The organism is Actinomadura sp. NPDC049382 (assembly GCF_040677125.1).
GTDB lineage: Bacteria > Actinomycetota > Actinomycetes > Streptosporangiales > Streptosporangiaceae > Spirillospora > Spirillospora geliboluensis.
Window position 1 is genome coordinate 16,998 of the sequence record NZ_JBFARO010000081.1, and the last position, 17,737, is coordinate 34,734.

The 17,737-nt window shown below is 73.8% G+C and carries 16 protein-coding genes; 10 read left to right on the top strand and 6 right to left on the bottom strand.

The annotated features are described in order from the left end of the window. Window positions 1-4: 4 nt before the first annotated feature. Window positions 5-1,276: a cytochrome P450 gene (locus AB0K34_RS32655; protein WP_364552858.1), complete on the bottom strand. Its 1,272-nt coding sequence runs from the start codon at window positions 1,274-1,276 to the stop codon at window positions 5-7. Between the two features lie 349 nt (window positions 1,277-1,625). On the opposite strand from AB0K34_RS32655, the gene AB0K34_RS32660 reads away from it, so the two are divergent. Next, a complete protein-coding gene (locus AB0K34_RS32660; protein WP_364552860.1) occupies window positions 1,626-3,272 on the top strand; it encodes an ABC-F family ATP-binding cassette domain-containing protein in 1,647 nt (548 codons plus the stop codon). 73 nt (window positions 3,273-3,345) lie between these two features. Continuing rightward, complete coding sequence (locus AB0K34_RS32665; protein WP_364552861.1) at window positions 3,346-4,503, top strand: erythromycin esterase family protein; 1,158 nt, start codon at window positions 3,346-3,348, stop codon at window positions 4,501-4,503. Window positions 4,504-4,511: 8 nt separating this feature from the next. Here AB0K34_RS32665 and AB0K34_RS32670 read toward each other — a convergent pair whose 3' ends face one another. The 3 genes from AB0K34_RS32670 to AB0K34_RS32680 all read right to left on the bottom strand — a co-directional run bounded on the left by AB0K34_RS32670 (window position 4,512) and on the right by AB0K34_RS32680 (window position 8,118). After that, window positions 4,512-5,531, bottom strand: a complete 1,020-nt coding sequence (locus AB0K34_RS32670; protein ID WP_364552862.1) for an MBL fold metallo-hydrolase — start codon at window positions 5,529-5,531, stop codon at window positions 4,512-4,514. A gap of 40 nt (window positions 5,532-5,571) precedes the next feature. Next, complete coding sequence (locus AB0K34_RS32675) at window positions 5,572-6,729, bottom strand: steroid 3-ketoacyl-CoA thiolase (protein ID WP_364552864.1); 1,158 nt, start codon at window positions 6,727-6,729, stop codon at window positions 5,572-5,574. A gap of 144 nt (window positions 6,730-6,873) precedes the next feature. After that, window positions 6,874-8,118, bottom strand: a complete 1,245-nt coding sequence (locus AB0K34_RS32680) for a cytochrome P450 (RefSeq protein WP_364552866.1) — start codon at window positions 8,116-8,118, stop codon at window positions 6,874-6,876. A 331-nt stretch (window positions 8,119-8,449) separates the two neighbouring features. On the opposite strand from AB0K34_RS32680, the gene AB0K34_RS32685 reads away from it, so the two are divergent. Then, window positions 8,450-8,830, top strand: a complete 381-nt coding sequence (locus AB0K34_RS32685; protein WP_364552867.1) for a hypothetical protein — start codon at window positions 8,450-8,452, stop codon at window positions 8,828-8,830. Window positions 8,831-8,864: 34 nt separating this feature from the next. Here AB0K34_RS32685 and AB0K34_RS32690 read toward each other — a convergent pair whose 3' ends face one another. After that, window positions 8,865-10,061 (bottom strand): cytochrome P450, encoded by a 1,197-nt coding sequence (locus AB0K34_RS32690; protein ID WP_364552868.1) that lies wholly within the window; start codon window positions 10,059-10,061, stop codon window positions 8,865-8,867. Window positions 10,062-10,250: 189 nt separating this feature from the next. On the opposite strand from AB0K34_RS32690, the gene AB0K34_RS32695 reads away from it, so the two are divergent. From AB0K34_RS32695 to AB0K34_RS32725, 7 genes are read left to right on the top strand one after another with little or no spacing between them, the layout of a single operon-like run. Then, window positions 10,251-11,252 (top strand): ketoacyl-ACP synthase III, encoded by a 1,002-nt coding sequence (locus tag AB0K34_RS32695; protein WP_364552870.1) that lies wholly within the window; start codon window positions 10,251-10,253, stop codon window positions 11,250-11,252. Window positions 11,253-11,254: 2 nt separating this feature from the next. Next, window positions 11,255-12,007, top strand: coding sequence for a glycosyltransferase family 2 protein (locus tag AB0K34_RS32700; protein WP_301175298.1), 753 nt, complete (start codon window positions 11,255-11,257; stop codon window positions 12,005-12,007). A 14-nt stretch (window positions 12,008-12,021) separates the two neighbouring features. After that, a complete protein-coding gene (locus tag AB0K34_RS32705) occupies window positions 12,022-13,176 on the top strand; it encodes a cytochrome P450 (protein WP_301175299.1) in 1,155 nt (384 codons plus the stop codon). Next, on the top strand, window positions 13,173-14,714 hold the full coding sequence (locus AB0K34_RS32710; protein ID WP_364552872.1) for a class I adenylate-forming enzyme family protein: 1,542 nt from the start codon (window positions 13,173-13,175) through the stop codon (window positions 14,712-14,714). The genes AB0K34_RS32705 and AB0K34_RS32710 overlap by 4 nt, the downstream gene beginning before the upstream one ends. Continuing rightward, complete coding sequence (locus tag AB0K34_RS32715) at window positions 14,711-15,637, top strand: NAD(P)-dependent oxidoreductase (protein WP_364552873.1); 927 nt, start codon at window positions 14,711-14,713, stop codon at window positions 15,635-15,637. Before AB0K34_RS32710 ends, AB0K34_RS32715 begins: the two co-directional genes overlap by 4 nt. A 49-nt stretch (window positions 15,638-15,686) precedes the next feature. Next, window positions 15,687-16,415, top strand: a complete 729-nt coding sequence (locus AB0K34_RS32720; protein WP_364552874.1) for a Clp protease N-terminal domain-containing protein — start codon at window positions 15,687-15,689, stop codon at window positions 16,413-16,415. A 59-nt stretch (window positions 16,416-16,474) separates the two neighbouring features. Next, window positions 16,475-17,335 carry an alpha/beta hydrolase gene (locus tag AB0K34_RS32725; RefSeq protein WP_364552875.1) on the top strand — a complete coding sequence of 287 codons (861 nt, stop codon included), beginning with the start codon at window positions 16,475-16,477 and terminating at the stop codon, window positions 17,333-17,335. A 30-nt stretch (window positions 17,336-17,365) separates the two neighbouring features. On the opposite strand, the gene AB0K34_RS32730 is transcribed toward AB0K34_RS32725, so the two are convergent. Continuing rightward, the coding region (locus AB0K34_RS32730) for a helix-turn-helix domain-containing protein (protein WP_364552877.1) at window positions 17,366-17,737 on the bottom strand (372 nt) is incomplete at its 5' end.

Below are 17,737 nucleotides of genomic sequence, written 5' to 3' on the forward strand. Positions count from 1 at the left end.
GCCGTCAGCCCCCGAGCGGGGCGGACGGTGTGAAGCTCACCGGGATCTCCTTGTAGCCGTTGACGAAGTTGGAGCGGAGCCGGCGGGGCTCGCCGGCGAGCCGGATGTCGGGCATCCGCTCCAGGATCGTCTCAAAGATGATGCGCAGGTTCAGCCGCGCCAGGTGGGTGCCCAGGCAGTAGTGCGGGCCGCCGCCGCCGAAGCCGATGTGCGGGTTCGGGTCGCGGCCCACGTCGAAGCCGAACGGGTCGTCGAAGACCCGCTCGTCCCGGTTGGCCGACCCGTAGAACAGCACGACCTTGTCGCCTGCCTTGATCTCCTTGCCGCCGAGCTCGGTGTCGACGAGGGCGGTGCGGCGGAACTGGTTGATCGGGCTCACCCAGCGGACGATCTCCTCGACCGCCGTCGGCAGCAGGCTCCGGTCGGCGCGCAGCCGCTCCCACTGGTCGGGGCGCTCGAAGAAGGCCAGCATGCCGCCCGCGGTCGCGGTCCGGGTGGTCTCGTTCCCGGCGATCGACAGCATGATCACGAACAGCTGGAACTCCTCCAGCGTGATCTTGCCGCCGTCCGCGTCGGGCGCGAGCAGCTTGGTCACGATGTCGTCGCGCGGCGTGGACTCCCGGGCCGCCGCGAGCTGCCCGCCCCACTCGGCGAACTCGGCCGCGCACAGCGTCGACTCCTCGCGGCCCCCGATGAACTCGGGGTCGTTGAACGCGACCAGCTTGTTCGACCAGTGGAAGATCTTCTCGCGGTCCTCCAGCGGCGCGCCGAGCAGCTCGCAGATCGTGTAGAGCGGGAGGGGCGCGGCGAACCGCTCCACGAAGTCGCACTCGCCGAGCGGCGCGGCCTCGTCGATCAGCTCGTTGCAGATCCGCCGGATGTGGTCCTCCAGCCGGCCGATCATCCGCGGGGTGAAGCCCTTGTTCACCATGGACCGCAGCCGGGTGTGGTCCGGCGGGTCCTGGAACAGCATCATCTGCCCGTACATGGCGATGTCGTCGGAGGAGAACTCCTCGAACATCGCGGTGCGCTCGTGCGAGGAGTACGGGTCGGCGCGCCGCGACACCGACACCACGTCCTCGTGCCGCGTCACGGCCCAGAACCCGGGGACGCCCTCGTTGGGGTCCTGGTGCCAGTGCACCGGGTCGTTGTCGCGCAGCCACTGGAACTGCCGGTGCGGGATGCCCCCGCGCTCGTACACGCCCGGATCGATGACGTCGATCTCGGGGGCGCGGAACACCCGATCGTGCGGGGCGATGGACGTCGCGAGTGCCATGGAAGACCCTTCGTGCCGGGACGGTGCCGAGATCGCTCGACTGAGCGCTTGCTTGGCCGCAGACCTAGAACAGGTTCTAACATGAGACTGGAGTCTCATCAAGGGGCCGACGGGCAAAGGTGACCTGGCTCGCACCCGCTTCTTCCGCCGCGTTCCGGCTGCTAGCGTGGATCCGTGCTTCAGCAGCTCCTGTACCTCTGACAGGTCTCCGGACGGCCCGCCGCTCGCGTTGAACGAGCCGCGGGCGGTCTGACGTTCGTCATCGGGCCCCCCTTCTGCGGGGCCGTCAGTTCGAAGGCACCCACTTCACCCCTTTCCGGGGACGGGCGTGCCTCCGTCCGGAGGAAGCATGAACACCACCATCACCCTGCCCGCGCGCGCCCGCGCCCAGCTCGCCGCCGAGGGAATCCGCGTCGTGCGCGGCGGGCGAACCGTCCTGCGGGACGTGCACATGTCGGTCTCGCCGGGGGCCCGCTGGGGCATCGTCGGCGAGAACGGGCGAGGCAAGACGACGCTCCTGCACGTGCTCAGCGGAGCGCTGGTCCCCGACGAGGGCACCGTCAAGCGCGTCGGCACGTTCGGGATCGCCGAGCAGGCCATGGCCGCAGACGGTGACGCCACCGTCGGCGACGCCGTCGACCGTGAGCTCGCGGACGCCCGCGCCGCGCTGGCCGCGTTCGACGAGGCGACCCGCGCCATGGCCGAAGGGCGCCCCGGCGCCGACGACGCCTACGCGGCGGCGCTGGACGCCGCCGAAGCCCTCGACGCCTGGGACGCCGACCGGCGCGTCGACCTGGCCCTGGAGGCCCTCGGCGCGGTCACCGACCGGGCGCGGCGGCTGTCCGAGCTGTCGGTCGGGCAGCGCTACCGGGTGCGGCTCGCCTGCCTGCTCGGCGCGGAGCACGACTTCCTGCTCCTGGACGAGCCGACGAACCACCTGGACGCGGCCGGCCTCGCCTTCCTCACCGCGCGGCTGCGCGCCCACCCCGGCGGGGTCGTGGTCGTCAGCCACGACCGCGCGCTGCTGTCCGACGCCGCGACGACGATCCTCGACCTCGACCCGAGCCGGGACGGCCGCCCGGCCGTGTACGGGGACGGGTTCGCCGGCTACCGGCAGGGCCGCGAGGCGGAGCTGCGCCGGTGGGAGGAGGAGTACGAGCAGCAGCGCGGGGAGCACGCGCGCCTCACCCGCGACCTCGCGGAGGCGCGCAACCGCCTGGTCACCGGGTGGCGGCCGGACAAGGGCACGGGCAAGCACCAGCGCGCCACCCGCGCGCCGGCGCTCGTCCGCGCCGTCCACCGCCGCCGCGACGACCTGGAGCGGCACGCCGTGACCGCGCCGGAGCCGCCGCAGCGGTTCCGCATGCCGGACCTGCCCGCGCGGCCGGGCACGACGCTGCTGAGCGCGGAGGGCGTGTGCGTGGCCTCCCGGCTGCCGCACGAGGTCACGCTCGCGCTGGAGTCGGGGGCGCGTGCGGTCGTCACCGGCCCCAACGGGGCCGGCAAGTCGACCCTCCTGGCCGTACTGGCGGGACGGCTTGCGCCGACCCGGGGAACGGTCCGGCGCGCCCCGGACGTGCGCGTGCAACTGCTCGCCCAGGAGTCGCCGCACGCGGAGACCGGACGTGCCCACGAGGTGTTCGCCGCCCACGTCGGGCGCCTGATCACCACGGGGGTGCTCGCCGAGGGCGAGGCGGTCTCGCTGGCGTCCCTCGGCCTGCTGTCGTCCGCGGACGCGGGCAGGCCGGTGCGGGAGCTGTCGATGGGACGGCAGCGCCGGCTCGACCTCGCGATGGCCTTGGCGGCGCGCCCGCACGTCCTGCTGCTGGACGAGCCGACGAACCACCTGTCGATCGCCCTGGTGGACGAGCTGACCGAGGCCCTCCAGGCCACGGAGGCCGCGGTCGTGGTGGCGAGTCACGACCGCCAGTTGCTGCGGGACACCGCGGACTGGCCGAGCCTCCCCATCGGCGAAGGGGACGTCTCCCGCGTTTGAGGCTTTCGGGCGCTGTCACCCGGTGGCAGCGTCCGAAGCTTCACCCGTTCTTTCAAAGATACGATTCAGGCACATGACTCAGAAGATCCGGGACTTCGTGCCCGCGTCATGTGAACTGCTGGCGCTCGGCGAACCGGCCCACCCGTCCCAGGAACCGGCGTTCGGGGACGTCCGGAACGACCTGTTCGCCGCACTCGCGGACCAGGGCTTCCGCTCCATCGCCCTGGAGACCGACCGCGTGGCCGCGATCGCGGTGGACGACTACGTCCAGCACGGAACGGGCAACCTCGACACGGCGATGGCCGACGGCTTCTCGCACGGCTTCGGCGGCCTGGACGCCAACCGCCGGCTGGTCGCCTGGATGCGCGAGTACAACGAGGGCCGCCCCGCCGGAGAACGGCTGGCCTTCCACGGCTTCGACGTCCCGGCCGAGAACATGAGCGCCCCCAGCCCGCGACGCCATCTGGAGTACGCCCGCGACTACCTGGGGCTCGACCTCGATCTCGCGGCCCTCCTCGGCCCCGACGACAGGTGGAGCCGCCAGGAGGCGATCCTGGACCCGGTGGAGTCGCTCGGCGACGGCCCCGAGGCCGCGCGGTCACGGGCGGTCGCCGACGACATGCTCACCTCGCTCTACGCGCGCGCACCCGAACTGATCGCGGCGACCTCGCGCGCCGCCTGGTTCCGCGCCCGCACCCACCTCACCGCGGGCCTCGGCCTGCTCCGCTACCACGCGCAGGCCGCCCGGCGGATCGAGGAGAGCGCGCGGATCTCCGGCCTGATGGCGACGCGGGACGCGCTCATGGCCCGAAACCTCCTGGACATCCGCACGATCGAGGCGGAACGCGGCCCGACCCTGGTCTTCGCGCACAACAGCCACCTGCAACGCAACCCGAGCAGCATGAGCATGGCGGGAATGGAGATCGGCTGGTCCTCCGCCGGAGCCATCGCGGGCTCACTGCTGGGCGGCCGGTACACCGTCATCATCGGCAGCATGGGACGCAGCGAAGCCCTCGGCCTGGGCGAACCCGAGCCCGACACCTACGAGGGCTTCCTGCAGCGCAACACCACCACCTGGAGCCTGACAAGCGCCGCCGAAATCCCTCCCGCGCGCACACGCGCCGACATGACACCAGGCCGCCACTACGCCGCCCTAACGCAGACGACCGTCGCCGCGGCCGACGCGGTCCTGCACGTCGGCGCCGCCGGAGCGCAGGCCGCGGACGGCTAGCGGGACGCTCAGCGGAGGACGTAGCGCAGGGGGTCGTCGGTGCCTTCGCGGCGGGCGACTCCCCGCGTTTCGAGGGTGCGGAGGTGGGCGGCGGCCTCGGCGGCGGCCATGCGGCGCGCCTGCTGGGACATGTCGGCCCACGCGTGCCGCCATTTGAGGCCCGCCGTCAGGTCCCACAGGGTGGTGGCGGACGGCGAGAGCAGGGCCGTCACCTCGGCCAGCCGCTCCTCGTGGTGCCCGATGATCTCGCGGGCGCGGTCGGAGAGGCCGGTGAAGCGGTACTGGTGGGCGGGGAGGACCTCCTGCACGCCCATGGCCGAGACCTTGTCGAGCGAGCCGAGGAAGTCGCTCAGCGGGTCCACGTCCGGGGTGTCGTACGGGTAGAGGCCGATGTGCGGGGTGATGCGGGGCAGGACGTGGTCGCCGGTGAAGATGCGGTCGCCGTCCTCCAGGTGGAGGCAGATGTGGCCGGGGGAGTGGCCCGGCGTCCAGATGGCGCGCAGCCGGCGGCCCGGGACGTCGGCGAGGTCGCCGTCCGACAGCTCCCGGTCGGGGATCGCCGGCGGCGACACCGACACCTGCCCGCTCGGCCCGGTCAGCTCGGACTCGGCGGCGCCGGCGCGGCGCAGCGCGGTCAGCTCGAACCGGCGGCGGTCGCCCCGCCCGGCGGCGTGGAAGAGGCGGACGACGTCGGCGTCCGCGTGGTGCATGGCGATCCAGGCGCCGGACGTCTCGCGGACGCGTCCCGCGAGCCCCGAGTGGTCGGGGTGGAAGTGCGTGACGACCACGCCGTGGACGTCCGACATCTGGATCCCGAACGTGCCGAGGCCGTCGCGGAGGGCCGCCCAGGCGTCCTCGTGCTGCCAGCCCGCGTCGATCAGGACGGGCCCCTTCGGGCTCTCCACCGCGTACACGAGCGTGTACGCGAGCGGGTTGTCCGGAATGGGGACGGGAACGCTCCACAGCCCGCCACCGAGGTCCTCAGGTTCCGGCTGCACCGAGACCGCCTTTCGCGCCTTTTCAAACATGGGTACGCCCCGGCCACGGTAGCCGGGGCGGACGAGTGGATCAGATCCGGTCGAGGATGGTGGCCGTGGACAGGGCGCCGCCTGCGCACATCGTGATGAGGGCGGTGCCGGCGTCGCGGCGCTCCAGCTCGTGGAGGGCGGTCGTGATGAGCCGCGCGCCGGTGGCGCCGACCGGGTGGCCGATGGCGATGGCGCCGCCGTTGACGTTGACCGTGTCCATGTCGGGCTCGTGGACCGACGCCCACGACAGCACGATCGACGCGAACGCCTCGTTGATCTCGGTGATGTCGATGTCGTTCATCGTCATCCCGGCCCGCTTGAGCACGCGCTCGGTCGCCTGCACCGGGCCGTCCAGGTGGTAGTACGGCTCGCCGCCGACGAGCGCCTGCGTCCGGATCTTCGCGCGGGGGCGCAGGCCGAGCGCGGCGGCCTTCTCCTCCGACATCAGCAGCACGGCGGCGGCACCGTCGGAGATCTGGGACGAGGTGCCCGCCGTGTGCAGCGCGTCCGGCATGACCGGCCGCAGCTTGCCGAGGCCTTCGGCGGTCGTCTCGCGCAGGCCCTGGTCGCGGGTGACCTCGCGGGTCTCCCCGGTGGGGTCGCCCTCGGCGTCCAGGACGGGTGCCGTGACGGGCGCGACCTCGCGGTCGAAGCGGCCGTCCGCCCACGCCTTGGCGGCGAGCTGCTGCGAGCGGGCGCCGAACGCGTCCAGGTCGGCGCGGGTGATGCCGCGCCGGGCGGCGATCCGCTCGGCGGCCTCGAACTGGTTCGGCATGTCGAGCGACCAGTCGTCCGGGCGCGGGTTCGCGGGCATCACGTTGGTGCCGAGCGGGGCGCGGCTCATCACCTCGACGCCGCAGCCGATCGCGACGTCCACCACGCCCGCCGCGATCTGCGACGCGGCGAGGTGGACGCCCTGCTGGGAGGAGCCGCACTGCGCGTCGAGCGTGGTGACGCCGGTCTGCCACGGCAGTCCCGCGTACAGCCAGGAGTAGCGGCCGATGTGCCCGCCCTGCTCGCCCGCCTGCGTGACGCAGCCGGCGAAGACCTGCTCCACCTCGGCGGCGTCGATGCCGGACCGCTCGACCAGCGCGTTCAGCGCGTGCGCGAGGACGGCCATCGGCTTCATGCCCGCGAGCCATCCGTTGCGCTTTCCGAGCGGCGTGCGCACCGCCTCGACGATCACCGGGGTACCCATGCGGTCTCCTTCTAGAACACGATTCAGCTTTGAATGTAACGTGTTCTAACTTTCTCCGGCCAGGGCGGGTCCCGGTGAGAGGGATCGGCCCCCGGTCGGCCCCCGGTCGGCCCCCGGTCGGCCCCCGGTCGTCCGTCGGCGCGCTCAGTACCGGACGCGCAGCTCCTTGATCCCGTTCAGCCAGGCGGAGCGGAGCCGGCGCGGCTCGCCGACCCGCGCGATGTCCGGCATCTGGTCGGCGATCGCGTTGAACATGAGCCCGATCTCCAGGCGGGCCAGGTTCGCGCCGATGCAGTAGTGCGCGCCGGTGCCGCCGAACCCGAGGTGCGGGTTGGGGGAGCGGGTCACGTCGAACGCCATCGGGTCGGCGAAGACGTCCTCGTCGAAGTTGGCGGAGCTGTAGTACATCGCCACGCGGTCGCCGGCCTTGATCTCGACGCCGCCCAGCTCGGCGTCGCGGACGGCCGTCCGCTGGAACGCGGTGACGGGCGTCGACCACCGGACGACCTCGTCCGCCATGGTCTCGGGGCGCTCGGCCTTGAACAGCTCCCACTGCCCGGGGGCGTCCATGAACGCGATCATCCCGTGCGTGATGGCGTTGCGGGTCGTCTCGTTGCCCGCGACGGCGAGCAGGATCATGAAGTAGCCGAACTCGTCGTCGGACAGGGCGTGCCCGTCCACGTCGGCCTGGACGAGCTTGGTGACGATGTCGTGGGCGGGGCAGCCGCGGCGCTGCTCGGCGAGCCCCATCGAGTAGCCGATGATCTCGGCGGCGGCGCAGGCCGGGTCGTCGTTGTACTCGGGGTCGTCGTAGCCGAGCATCTTGTTGGACCAGTCGAACAGCCGGCGCCGGTCCTCCTGCGGGACGCCCATCAGCTCGGCGATCGCCTGCAGCGGCAGCTCGGCGGCGATCTCGGAGACGAAGTCGCCCTCGCCGCCGCGCCGGCGCGCCTCGGCCACGATCCGCTCGGCCCGGTCCTGGAGCGCGTCGTGCAGGCCGTTGATGACGCGCGGGGTGAAGCCGCGCGACACGATCTTGCGCAGCTTGGCGTGCTGCGGCGGGTCCATGTGCAGCAGCAGGTTCTCCCGCTGGACGTCCAGCTCCTCCGGGCTGAACCGCTCGTTGAACCGGATCACCGCGCCGTTGGCGTTGGACGACCACTGCTCGTGGTCGCGGGAGATCTCCTTGATGTGGGCGTGCCTGCTGATCACCCAGAAGCCGTCGTCGGCGAAGCCGGTGGCGCCGCGCGGCTGCGCGTTCCACCAGGGCGCGCCGGTCCGGCGCAGCAGCGCGAACTCGGCGAGGGGGATGCGCTCGGCCATCAGGTCCGGTGAGGCGAAGTCGAAGCCGGCGGGGACGGCGGCGGTCTCCGAGACGGTGGCGGTCATGCGGCGGTTCCTCCCGATAGGACGGCGCTTGCGCCCACCGTAGAACCCGTTTCAGGGCCGGTTCAAGAGCAAATGAGACTCAAGTCTGAACTTCTGTCTCCATCAAGTGCTTGATTGGTGACCGGGTAGTCATGATCAGCCCCAACTGGCCGAACATGTACGGCGCCTTCGCGTGCCACAACGGCGGATCCGCATTAAGGGGGTGGCCGGTGAGCTTGCTCACCCGAGCATCGAGGTTTAGCTAGAACGCGTTCTAGAAACGCGGCCGGAGGGACCGTCGGAGGGGTCGACTAGCCTGGGCGTCCGACCTCCCCCGTGCCGGAGAGCCCCCATGGCCGCAGATTTCGACGAGCCCGTCTTCGACGAGGAATTCGTGCGGAGCGCCGCGTTCACCGAGCCGTCGGCGAGCGAGCGCGCCCGCCCGCCGAGCCGCCGGGAGCGGCGGCGCGCCCGGCGCGCCGCCGGGGCCGGCCGGTTCCGGCGGCGGCGCCGCGGCGAGCCGAGCCACCGCCGGGCGGTGCTCCAGCTCATCGGCGGCGTGCTCGTGCTGTTCGCGATCTCGTTCGGGCTGTGGTGGTGGAACTCCGCGCCCCGCGACCCCGAGCCGGTGCGCCCGGTCAGCCCGACGATCACGCACTCCCCGGCGCCCGCCCCGACGCCGACCGCCCCCGCGACGACGGCGCCGCCGACGATGGAGATCCCCGAGGTCTAGCCGCCCCGCCCGGCCCTAGCCGCGTCGCCCCGCCCTAGCCGAGCCGCACCCGCAGCTCGGCGTACGCCGGGACGAGGACGCCGCGCGCCGCGCGCCGCGACACCACCCGGTACGGCCCGCCGCCCGACAGCAGCGTGGCCAGCATCCGCGCCACCTGCGTGCGCGCGACGGCCGCGCCCAGGCACAGGTGGCGGCCCCCGCCGAACCACAGCTGCCGCGTCTCCGGGACGTACTCGCGGCGGACGTCGAACGGCCCCGCGCCGTTCGTCGCCCGGTACGTCAGCAGCAGGACCCGCTCGCCCGCGCGCAGCCGCCGCCCGCCGACCGCCGCGTCCCGGTTCACGTGCCGTCCGATGACCGGGGCCGGGGTCGCGACGCGCAGGCCCTCGCGCACCGCGTTGCCCAGCAGGGACGGGTCGTCCAGCAGTGCCCGCTGCTGCCCGGTGTCGTGCAGCAGCGCCACCGTGCGGACCGTCCCGGACGCGCCCGTCTCGGTCCCGGCGATCACCAGCAGCGTCGCCAGGCCGCGGGCGAGCGGCAGGCCGAGGTCCAGCTCGCGGCAGCGGCCGAGCAGGGTGTCCGGCCCGGCCGTCCGGTAGGCGTCGGGGACGCCGGCGGTGATCTCGTCCACGATCGTCCGGGCCCGCGCGAGGACCGCCGGGTCGAGCTCGGTGGACGCGGTGGTGCCGAGCGCCAGCCGGGCGAGCCGCTCCCCGGCGGCGAACAGGTCCCGGTACCCGGCGTCGTCCCGTCCGGCGGGCAGCCCGAGCAGGTCGGCGACCATCCGCCCGCCGAGCACGCGCGCGGCGTCCGCGACGTCCACGGTGCCGCCGCCGGCGAGCCGGCGGGCGAGCGCGGCGTGGGACGGGCCCTGCGACCGCTCCACCAGGTCGCGGGCGGCGTCCTCGGTGAACAGGTCCCGGGCGCGGGTGCGGATCTCCGCGTGCCGGGCGCCGCCGAAGAACTGCCCCATCTCGTCGCCGAACAGCTGCGTCCACAGGTGGCCGACGCCGCCCTCGCCGTTCATGCCGAAGGCGGCGTGGTCGTTGAGGACGTGCCGGGCGAGCACCGGGTCCGTCACGATCCACCCGAGCCGGGGGACGCGGGCGATCGGACCGGTGTGGCGGGCGGCCTCCAGGAGCGCGAAAAGGCCGGGATTGGCCGCCCACAGGAGCCGCGCCTCGTGCCGCGCGGCCGCGCGGCTCCGGCGGAGGGTCTTCGTGCTGGTCATCCGGCGATTGTGCCCGGTTGGGAAAGCGGCCGGGATGGCGGTACTACTCATTCCGGATAAGTGGCGGTACTCACGGCGAACCGGGTACAAGGCCCGGCCGCGGTTCCGTAGGGTCTCCCTCACCGGAGGCGCCCGGGGTCGGCCAGGCTTGCCGCGACCGAGCACGAGGAACCGGGGGAACCCCAGCCCATGAGAGCCCGCATCACCGCCGTCGCGGCGCACCTGCCCGAGCGGACCGTCACCAGCGCCGAGGTCGAGGCCCGCGTCGCGGCCGAGAGCGCGGGATACCGGCCGCATCCCACCATCGTCGAGCGGATGACCGGCATCCGCGCCCGGCACGTCATGGACGCCGGCGAGCAGGCGTCCGACCTGGCCGCCGCCGCCGCCCGCCGCGCCCTCGCCGAGCGCGGCGCCGACCCCGCCGGCCTGGACCTGCTGATCTTCGGGTCGGCGTCGCAGGACCTCGTCGAGCCCGCGACCGCGCACATCGTCGCCGCCAAGCTCGGCGCGACCTGCCCGGTGTTCGACGTGAAGAACGCCTGCAACAGCTTCCTCAACGGCCTGCAGATGGCGGACGCGCTGATCCGCACCGGGCAGCACGAGCGGGTCCTCGTGTGCACCGGGGAGAGCCCGTCGCGCGCGATCCGCTGGAACGTCCGCGACCGCGCCCAGTTCGTCGACGCGTTCGCCGGCTACACGCTGTCCGACGGCGGCGCCGCGATGCTCGTCGAGGCCGCTCCCGACGGCGGGATCTTCTACCGCGACTTCGCCGCCGTCTCCAGCGCCTGGCGGGTCGGGACGCTGCCCGGCGGCGGCTCGATGCACCCCCGCGACCCCGAGTACACCTACTTCAGCGGCGACGGGCGCCGGCTCAAGGACGCGTTCGTCGCCGGCGGCCCCGAGCTCTTCACGACGGCCCTGGAGAAGACCGGGCTGACCTGGGACGACTTCGCGGTGGTCGCCGTCCACCAGGTGACGCTGCCCTATCTGGAGGTGCTGCGCTCGATCCTCGGCGTCCCCGCGGACCGGCTCGTCGTCACGCTGCCCGAGCACGGCAACGTCGCGTCCGCGAGCCTGCCGCTGCAGATCGCCACCGCCCGCGCCGCCGGGCGCTGCGGCCCCGGCGACCGCGTCGCGCTGGTCGGCCTCGCCGGCGGCATCAGCCTCGGCGTCATGTTCGCGGAGCTGTGACCATGAGGCTCTGGGTCGTCGTCCCCGCCTACGACGAGGAGCGGTCGATCGGCGCGACGCTGCGCCGCCTCGCCGCGCAGACCGACACCGGCTTCGCGCTGGTCGTCGTCGACAACGGCAGCACCGACGGGACCGCGCGGGTCGTCAAGGAGTTCGCCGCCGCCCACCCGGACCTGGACGTCCGGATCGTGCACGAGCCCGAGAAGGGGACGGGCGCCGCCGCCGACACCGGCGTCCGGCACGCGATCGCCGCCGGCGCCACGCACATCGCCCGCACCGACGCCGACTGCCTCCCGGCCCGCGGCTGGATCGCGGCGGTGAAGCGCGCGTTCGGCGACGGGCTGGAGATGGTGTCCGGGCCGCTGCTGCCCCGCACCGACGAGTTCCCGCTGAAGTTCTGGGAGCGGCGGCTGCTGCCCGCCGTCATCGGCGTCGCCGCGATGTTCGGGCGCTTCCGGCCCGGCAACCAGGACCCGCTTTACCTCGGCCCCTACGTGATGATGCCGGGCTGCAACGTCGCCATCACCGCGGACCTGTACGAGCGGTCGGGCGGCTTCCCCCGCACCCGCATCGAGGACGTCCACGAGGACCGCGCGCTCGTCAACCGCGTCCGCTACGTCACCGCCGCCTACGGGCTGCGCAAGGACGTGACCGTGTACGGGTCGGTGCGCAGGCTGCGCGCGTTCGGACTGGTCAGGACCCTCGGCTGGTACGCCGACCACCGCTACCGCCCGCCCGTCGTGGACATCCGATGAGGAGTGGACGCCCGATGAGCTGGGAGGAGCGGCTGTACCTGGCCGCGCATCCGGTCGCGTACCCGCTGCTGCGCGGGGTGGCCCGGCGCGGCGCCGTCGTCCGCGTGCCGGGCGTCGGCGTGGTCGTGAACGACGCGGCGGCGGCGCGCGAGGTCCTGATGGACGGCGAGACCTTCCGCAAGGACGGCCCCGGCTCGCCCGGCGACCTGTGGACGCCGGTGCTCGGCCCGTCCGTCCTGCTCAACATGGAGGGCGAGGCGCACCGGGCGCTCCGCCGCCGGCTCACCGAGCTGTTCGTGCCGTCCTATACCGAGGCGCTGTGCGCGCGGGTGCTGGACGAACCGCTGGAACGGCTCGCGGGCCGGCTCCGGCGCGGCGCGACCGTCGACCTCGTCGACACCGCCCGCGTGCTGGCCGGCACGGTGATCGGCGAGGTCATCGGGCTGGAGGGCGGGAGCGAGGCCGTCTACCGGGACCTGTTCGAGCAGGGCGAGCGGATCGTGTCCATGGTGTCGCTGCGCACGCGCCGGCTCTCCCCGGCCCAGGTGCGGCGCGCCCGCGGCGTCCTCGACCCGCTCGGCGACATCGCCGCCAAGGCGTACCAGGCCGGGGACGAGTCGACGGTCATGGGCCGGATGCGGGCGCTCGGCCTGTCCGCCGAGGAGGCGCGCGGCGCCGCCGGGGCGTTCTTCCTGACCGGCACCGAGACCGTCGCGACGCTGCTGCCCCGGCTGATCGCCCTGCTCGCCGACCACGGGCAGCTGGGCCGCGTCGCCGCCGACCCCGCGCTCCTGGACCGGGCCGTCGAGGAGGCCATGCGGGTGACGACGCCGACCCCGGTGATGCTGCGCAGCGTGCACCGCCCGGCGGAGGTCGCGGGCGTCGCCATCCGGCCCGGCGACCGGGTGCTGATCGCCACGCACAACTGCTGCCGCGCCCTCGGCCCGTTCGACCTCGACCGGCCGCACCCGCCCGAGCTGCGCCGCCTGTGGTTCGGCGCCGGGCCGCACTTCTGCCTCGGCTACCCGCTCGCGATGGCGCAGATCCGCCGGGTGGCCCGGACGCTGCTGGCCGCCGCGCCGCTGAGGATCACCCGGCGGGCGGCGGCGCGGGGCGTCCTGATCCCGACCTACCGGTACCTGGCCGTCAGGTCGGAGGAGGCGGCATGACGCTCGTCAGGCGGTTGCTCGACCAGGCCGCGCGCACGCCCGGGGACGTCGCGCTCGTCGCGGGGGACGGCACCGAGCTGGCCTACGGCGAGCTGCGGCGGCAGGTCCTCGCCGTCCGGCACGGGCTGCTGTCGGGCGGCCTCGCGGCGGGGGACGGGGTGCTGTTCTCCGTGCGGCCCTCGCCGGAGTCGCTCGTCCTCGCGCTCGGCGTCGTCGCGGCCGGGGGAGTGGTCGTGTTCGCCGACCCGGGGGCCGGCCCCGAGATGTTCACCGCACGGCTCCGGCTCGCGCGCCCGCGCTGGTCGGCGGCCGAGTCGGTGCTGTACGCGGGCAGCCGGCTGCGGCCCGTGCGGGCCTACGCGCGGCGGCGCGGGCTGCTGCTGCCGAACCTCGCCGACCTCCAGGTCCCGGGCGAGCAGGTCCCGGGCGAGCAGGTCCCGGGCGAGGGCCCGATGCGGCACATCCACGTCGGCCGCCGCCTGCCGGGCGTGCCGCGCGGCGCGGTGCCGTTCGCACGGCTGGTCCGCGGGGACGCCCCCGAGCCCGGCGCGGACCCCGACCCGGACGCGCCCGCCGCCGTGATCTTCACCTCGGGCACGACCGCGCACCCCCGCGCGGTCGTGCACACGCAGGCGTCGCTCGCCGCGGCGCTCGACCTGTTCCGGGCCCGGCTGCCGCTCGGCCCCGGCGATGTTGTGCACACCGACCAGCTGATGCTCGGCCTGCCGACGCTGATCGCGGGCGCGCGCTGGTCGATGCCGCCGCTGTTCTGCGCGCCCGCCGACTTCGCCCGGCTGATGCGGGAACGGGGCACGACGCACACGTTCTGCGTCCCCGTCCACCTCGCCGAGGTCCTGGACGCCTGCGGGGAGCTGCCGCCGACCGTCCGGTACGTCCTGCTCGGCGCGGCGCCCGCGCCCGCGCCGATCCTGCGCAGGGCGGTGGCGGCGGCGCCGTCCGCCGAGGTGCTGTCGGTGTACGCGATGACGGAGATCCTGCCGGTGGCGATCGCGTCGGCGGAGGAGAAGCTCGCGCACACGGGGCCGGGCTCGGGCGACCTCTTGGGCGCGCCACTGCCCGGTGTAGGCGCGCGCCTGGCCGACGACGGCGAACTGCTCCTGTCAGGCCCCAACCTGTGCCGCGGCTACCTGGGCGCGGAACCCATCACCGAACTCCCGACCGGCGACCTGGCCCGCATCGACGATGGGCGTCTCGTCCTCACGGGGCGCAAGAAGGACATGCTGATCCGAGGCAAGTTCAACCTCTATCCCGGCCTGTACGAACCATCTATCGCAGCCCTGCCCGACGTGGCCGAAGCCGCGATCGTGGGCGTTCCCGACCCGCAGACGGGGGACGAGGAGGTCGTCCTGGCGGTGGTGGGGCCGCCCCACCTGCCCGCCCGGCTCCAGCGCACCCTCCCGGACGTCATCGACCATGACGCCCTGCCCGACCGGATCGTCGTCCTGGACGACCTTCCGCGCTCCGGCCGGACCCGCAAGCTCGACCGCGACCGGCTCCGCGAACTGGTGGCGCGATGAGGATCGCCGTAACCGGGGCCTCGGGCTTCGTCGGCGGCGCGGTGTGCCGGGCATTGGCGGCCCAAGGCATCACGACGTACGCGTTCGGCCGTCGCCTGACCGTTGACCCGGCTCACGTGGGCAGCGCCCCGTACCGGTCATGGGACCTCGCCCGAGGCCCGCTGCAAGACGCACCACGTGTGGACGCCGTCGTCCACTGTGCGGGCAGCGTCACCGACTGGGGGCCTGCGCCGACCCTCTTCGCCGCCAATCTCACCGGCACCCGCACCGCGCTGGAGTCCTTCCCGGACGCGCGGTTCGTCCACGTGAGCACGGCGAGCGTCTACGACCCGTTCCGGCCGAGCGTCATGGTGCGCGAGGACGAAGCTCCAGTGTCCCGCTATATGAACGCCTACGGCGCGTCCAAGGCCGCCGCCGAGCGCCTGGCGCGGGAGCACGGCGCGATCATCCTGCGCCCCCACGCGGTCTACGGCCCCGGTGACACGACGCTGCTGCCGCGCGTCCTGTCGGCGGTGCGCGGCCCGCTGCTGCCCGCGGTGGGCACCGGCCGCCAGCGCGTCAGCCTGACCTCGGTCGGCAACCTCGTCCAGGGCTGCGTGCTGGCCGCGACGGGCCCGGCGGCGTCCGGCGTCTTCAACATCGCCGACGCGGCGCCGGTCACGATCGACGACGCGTTCCGCGCGATCCTCCGCGAGCGCGGCGTCAGGGCGCGGCCGGTCTACCTACCCGCCGGCGCGGCCCGCCCGCTGGCGGCGCTCGCCGAGGGCGCGTTCCTGCTGGCCCGCCGCCCGGAACCGCCGCGCATCACCCGCTACGCGATCAGCCACCTGGCCGTGGAGCGCACCTTGGACATCACCGCCGCCGAGAAGACCCTCGGCTACGACCCGCACCCGACCTCCTTCGCCGGCGCCGCCGGCTGGTGATCGTCAACCGGTGGTTGACGATGGGCGATCGTCAACCTATGGTTGACGCATGACCGAACCCACGCAGACCCCTCTCCAGGTCCGGCTGGACGACCTGATCAACTCGATCAAGCAGGTCCACCCCGACGCGCTCGAACAGCTCACCAGCGCGGTCCTCGCCGCCGAGCACCTCGGCGAGGTCGCCGACCACCTCATCGGCCACTTCGTCGACCAGGCCCGGCGCTCCGGCGCCTCCTGGACCGACATCGGCAAGAGCATGGGCGTCAGCAAGCAGGCGGCGCAGAAGCGCTTCGTCCCCAAGGGCGCGGGCGAGATCGACCCGTCCGAGGCGTTCTCCCGCTACACCCCCCGCGCCCGCAACGTCGTCATCACGTCGCAGAACGAGGCCCGCGCCGCCGGCAGCCCGGAGATCACCCCCGTGCACCTCGTCCTCGGCCTGCTCGCCGAACCCGACGCGATCGCGGGCAAGGCCATCACCGCGCAGGACGTGCTGCTGGACACCGTCCGCCAGGCCGCCGAGGCAGCGCTGCCGCCCGAGTCCGCCGACCTCCCGGCCCTCATCCCCTTCGACCAGGGGGCCAAGAAGGCCCTCGAACTGACCTTCCGCGAGGCCCTGCGCCTCGGCCACAACTACATCGGCACCGAGCACATCCTGCTCGCGCTCCTGGAGTTCGAGAACGGGTCGGGCGTCCTCTCCGACCTCGGCATCGCCAAGCCCGCCGCCGAGGAGTACATCACCGAGGCACTGAAGCCCCTGGCGCCGCCGAACGTTCCGTAGTTTCCGGCCGAGCGGGGTCGCGGCGATGAGTTCCGGGCGCCGCGCGGGTCTGCACCGGCATGGAGAAGCTCATCAGCGTCAACGGCGCCGAACTCTGCACGGAGACCTTCGGCGGCGCGGACGACGTGCCGGTGCTCCTGATCGGGAACACGATGCTCACGTGGCCCGACGCGCTGTGCGAACGGCTGGCGGCCCTGCGCCGCCTCGTCGTCCGCTACGACCTGCGCGACACCGGGCGCTCGACCGCCGCCGACCCGGAGGCGCCCGCCTACACCCTCCGGGACCTGGTCGCGGACGCCGCGGGCCTGCTCGACGCGCTCGGCCTGGAGCGCGCGCACGTCGTCGGCGCCGGTCCCGGCGGGTGGATCGCCCAGCTCCTCGCCCTCGACCACCCCGGCCGCGTCGCCACCCTCACCCTGATCGGCACCCGGCCCACGGCGCCCGGCCCCGCCGACCCCGACCTGCCCGAGCACGCGCCCGAGCTCATGGAGCACTTCATGAACCCGCCGCGCGTGGACTGGGCGGACCGGGCCTCCGTCGTCGCGTTCCTGCTGGAGAACGCCCGTCACATGGGCGGCCGCGACTTCGACGAAGGCGAGGCGCGCGAGAACATCGAACGCGTCCACGACCGGACCCGGACCGGGGACCCGAGCGGCAGGTTCCACCGCGCCGACCAGATGGGCACGGTCTTCGCCGCGCTCGACTGCGGCGCCCGCTGGCGCGAGCGCCTCCCGGAGATCACCGCGCCGACCCTGGTCGTCCACGGCGAGGACGACCCGTTCTTCCCTCTCGGCAACGCCGAGGCCCTCGCCGCCGAGATCCCGCGCGCGGAACTGCTCGTCCTGCCGCGCACCGGTACGGGCCTGCCCCGGCGGACCTGGGACACCGTCGTCCCCGCGCTCGTCCGCCACACCAGCTGAGCCCGGGGCGCCCGGAGCCGGGGCAGGGAGTCAGGTCAGGCGGAGGGCCAGGAAGAAGTCGACGCGGTCCTCCAGGCGGGACAGATCGCGGCCGGTCAGCTCCTCCACGCGCTGGATGCGGTACCGGACGGAGTTGACGTGCAGGTGGAGCTGCTCGGCGCAGCGCGTCCACGAGCCGGAGTGCCGCAGGAACGTCTCCAGGGTGCGGACGAGGTCGGCGCCGTGGGCCCGGTCGTAGTCGAGCAGCGGGTCCAGGAGCCGCACCCGGAACATGCGGCGGACGTCGTCCGGGACGCTCGCCAGCAGCAGGACGTGGGTGGCGAGCTCGTCGTGCCGGACGACGCAGGCCGGGTCGGGGCGGGCGGCGGCGAGGCGGCGGGCGTGCCGGGCCTCCTCGACCGC

Excerpts from the sequence above, each read along its gene's own strand:
- AB0K34_RS32665 (WP_364552861.1), top strand. The coding sequence starts at position 3,346 with ATGACTCAGAAGATCCGGGACTTCGTGCCCGCGTCATGTGAACTGCTG.
- AB0K34_RS32695 (WP_364552870.1), top strand. The coding sequence starts at position 10,251 with ATGAGAGCCCGCATCACCGCCGTCGCGGCGCACCTGCCCGAGCGGACC.
- AB0K34_RS32715 (WP_364552873.1), top strand. The coding sequence starts at position 14,711 with ATGAGGATCGCCGTAACCGGGGCCTCGGGCTTCGTCGGCGGCGCGGTG.
- AB0K34_RS32710 (WP_364552872.1), top strand. The coding sequence starts at position 13,173 with ATGACGCTCGTCAGGCGGTTGCTCGACCAGGCCGCGCGCACGCCCGGG.
- AB0K34_RS32700 (WP_301175298.1), top strand. The coding sequence starts at position 11,255 with ATGAGGCTCTGGGTCGTCGTCCCCGCCTACGACGAGGAGCGGTCGATC.
- AB0K34_RS32725 (WP_364552875.1), top strand. The coding sequence starts at position 16,475 with ATGGAGAAGCTCATCAGCGTCAACGGCGCCGAACTCTGCACGGAGACC.
- AB0K34_RS32655 (WP_364552858.1), bottom strand. The coding sequence starts at position 1,276 with ATGGCACTCGCGACGTCCATCGCCCCGCACGATCGGGTGTTCCGCGCC.
- AB0K34_RS32690 (WP_364552868.1), bottom strand. The coding sequence starts at position 10,061 with ATGACCAGCACGAAGACCCTCCGCCGGAGCCGCGCGGCCGCGCGGCAC.
- AB0K34_RS32675 (WP_364552864.1), bottom strand. The coding sequence starts at position 6,729 with ATGGGTACCCCGGTGATCGTCGAGGCGGTGCGCACGCCGCTCGGAAAG.
- AB0K34_RS32720 (WP_364552874.1), top strand. The coding sequence starts at position 15,687 with ATGACCGAACCCACGCAGACCCCTCTCCAGGTCCGGCTGGACGACCTG.
- AB0K34_RS32680 (WP_364552866.1), bottom strand. The coding sequence starts at position 8,118 with ATGACCGCCACCGTCTCGGAGACCGCCGCCGTCCCCGCCGGCTTCGAC.
- AB0K34_RS32705 (WP_301175299.1), top strand. The coding sequence starts at position 12,022 with ATGAGCTGGGAGGAGCGGCTGTACCTGGCCGCGCATCCGGTCGCGTAC.
- AB0K34_RS32685 (WP_364552867.1), top strand. The coding sequence starts at position 8,450 with ATGGCCGCAGATTTCGACGAGCCCGTCTTCGACGAGGAATTCGTGCGG.
- AB0K34_RS32670 (WP_364552862.1), bottom strand. The coding sequence starts at position 5,531 with ATGTTTGAAAAGGCGCGAAAGGCGGTCTCGGTGCAGCCGGAACCTGAG.
- AB0K34_RS32660 (WP_364552860.1), top strand. The coding sequence starts at position 1,626 with ATGAACACCACCATCACCCTGCCCGCGCGCGCCCGCGCCCAGCTCGCC.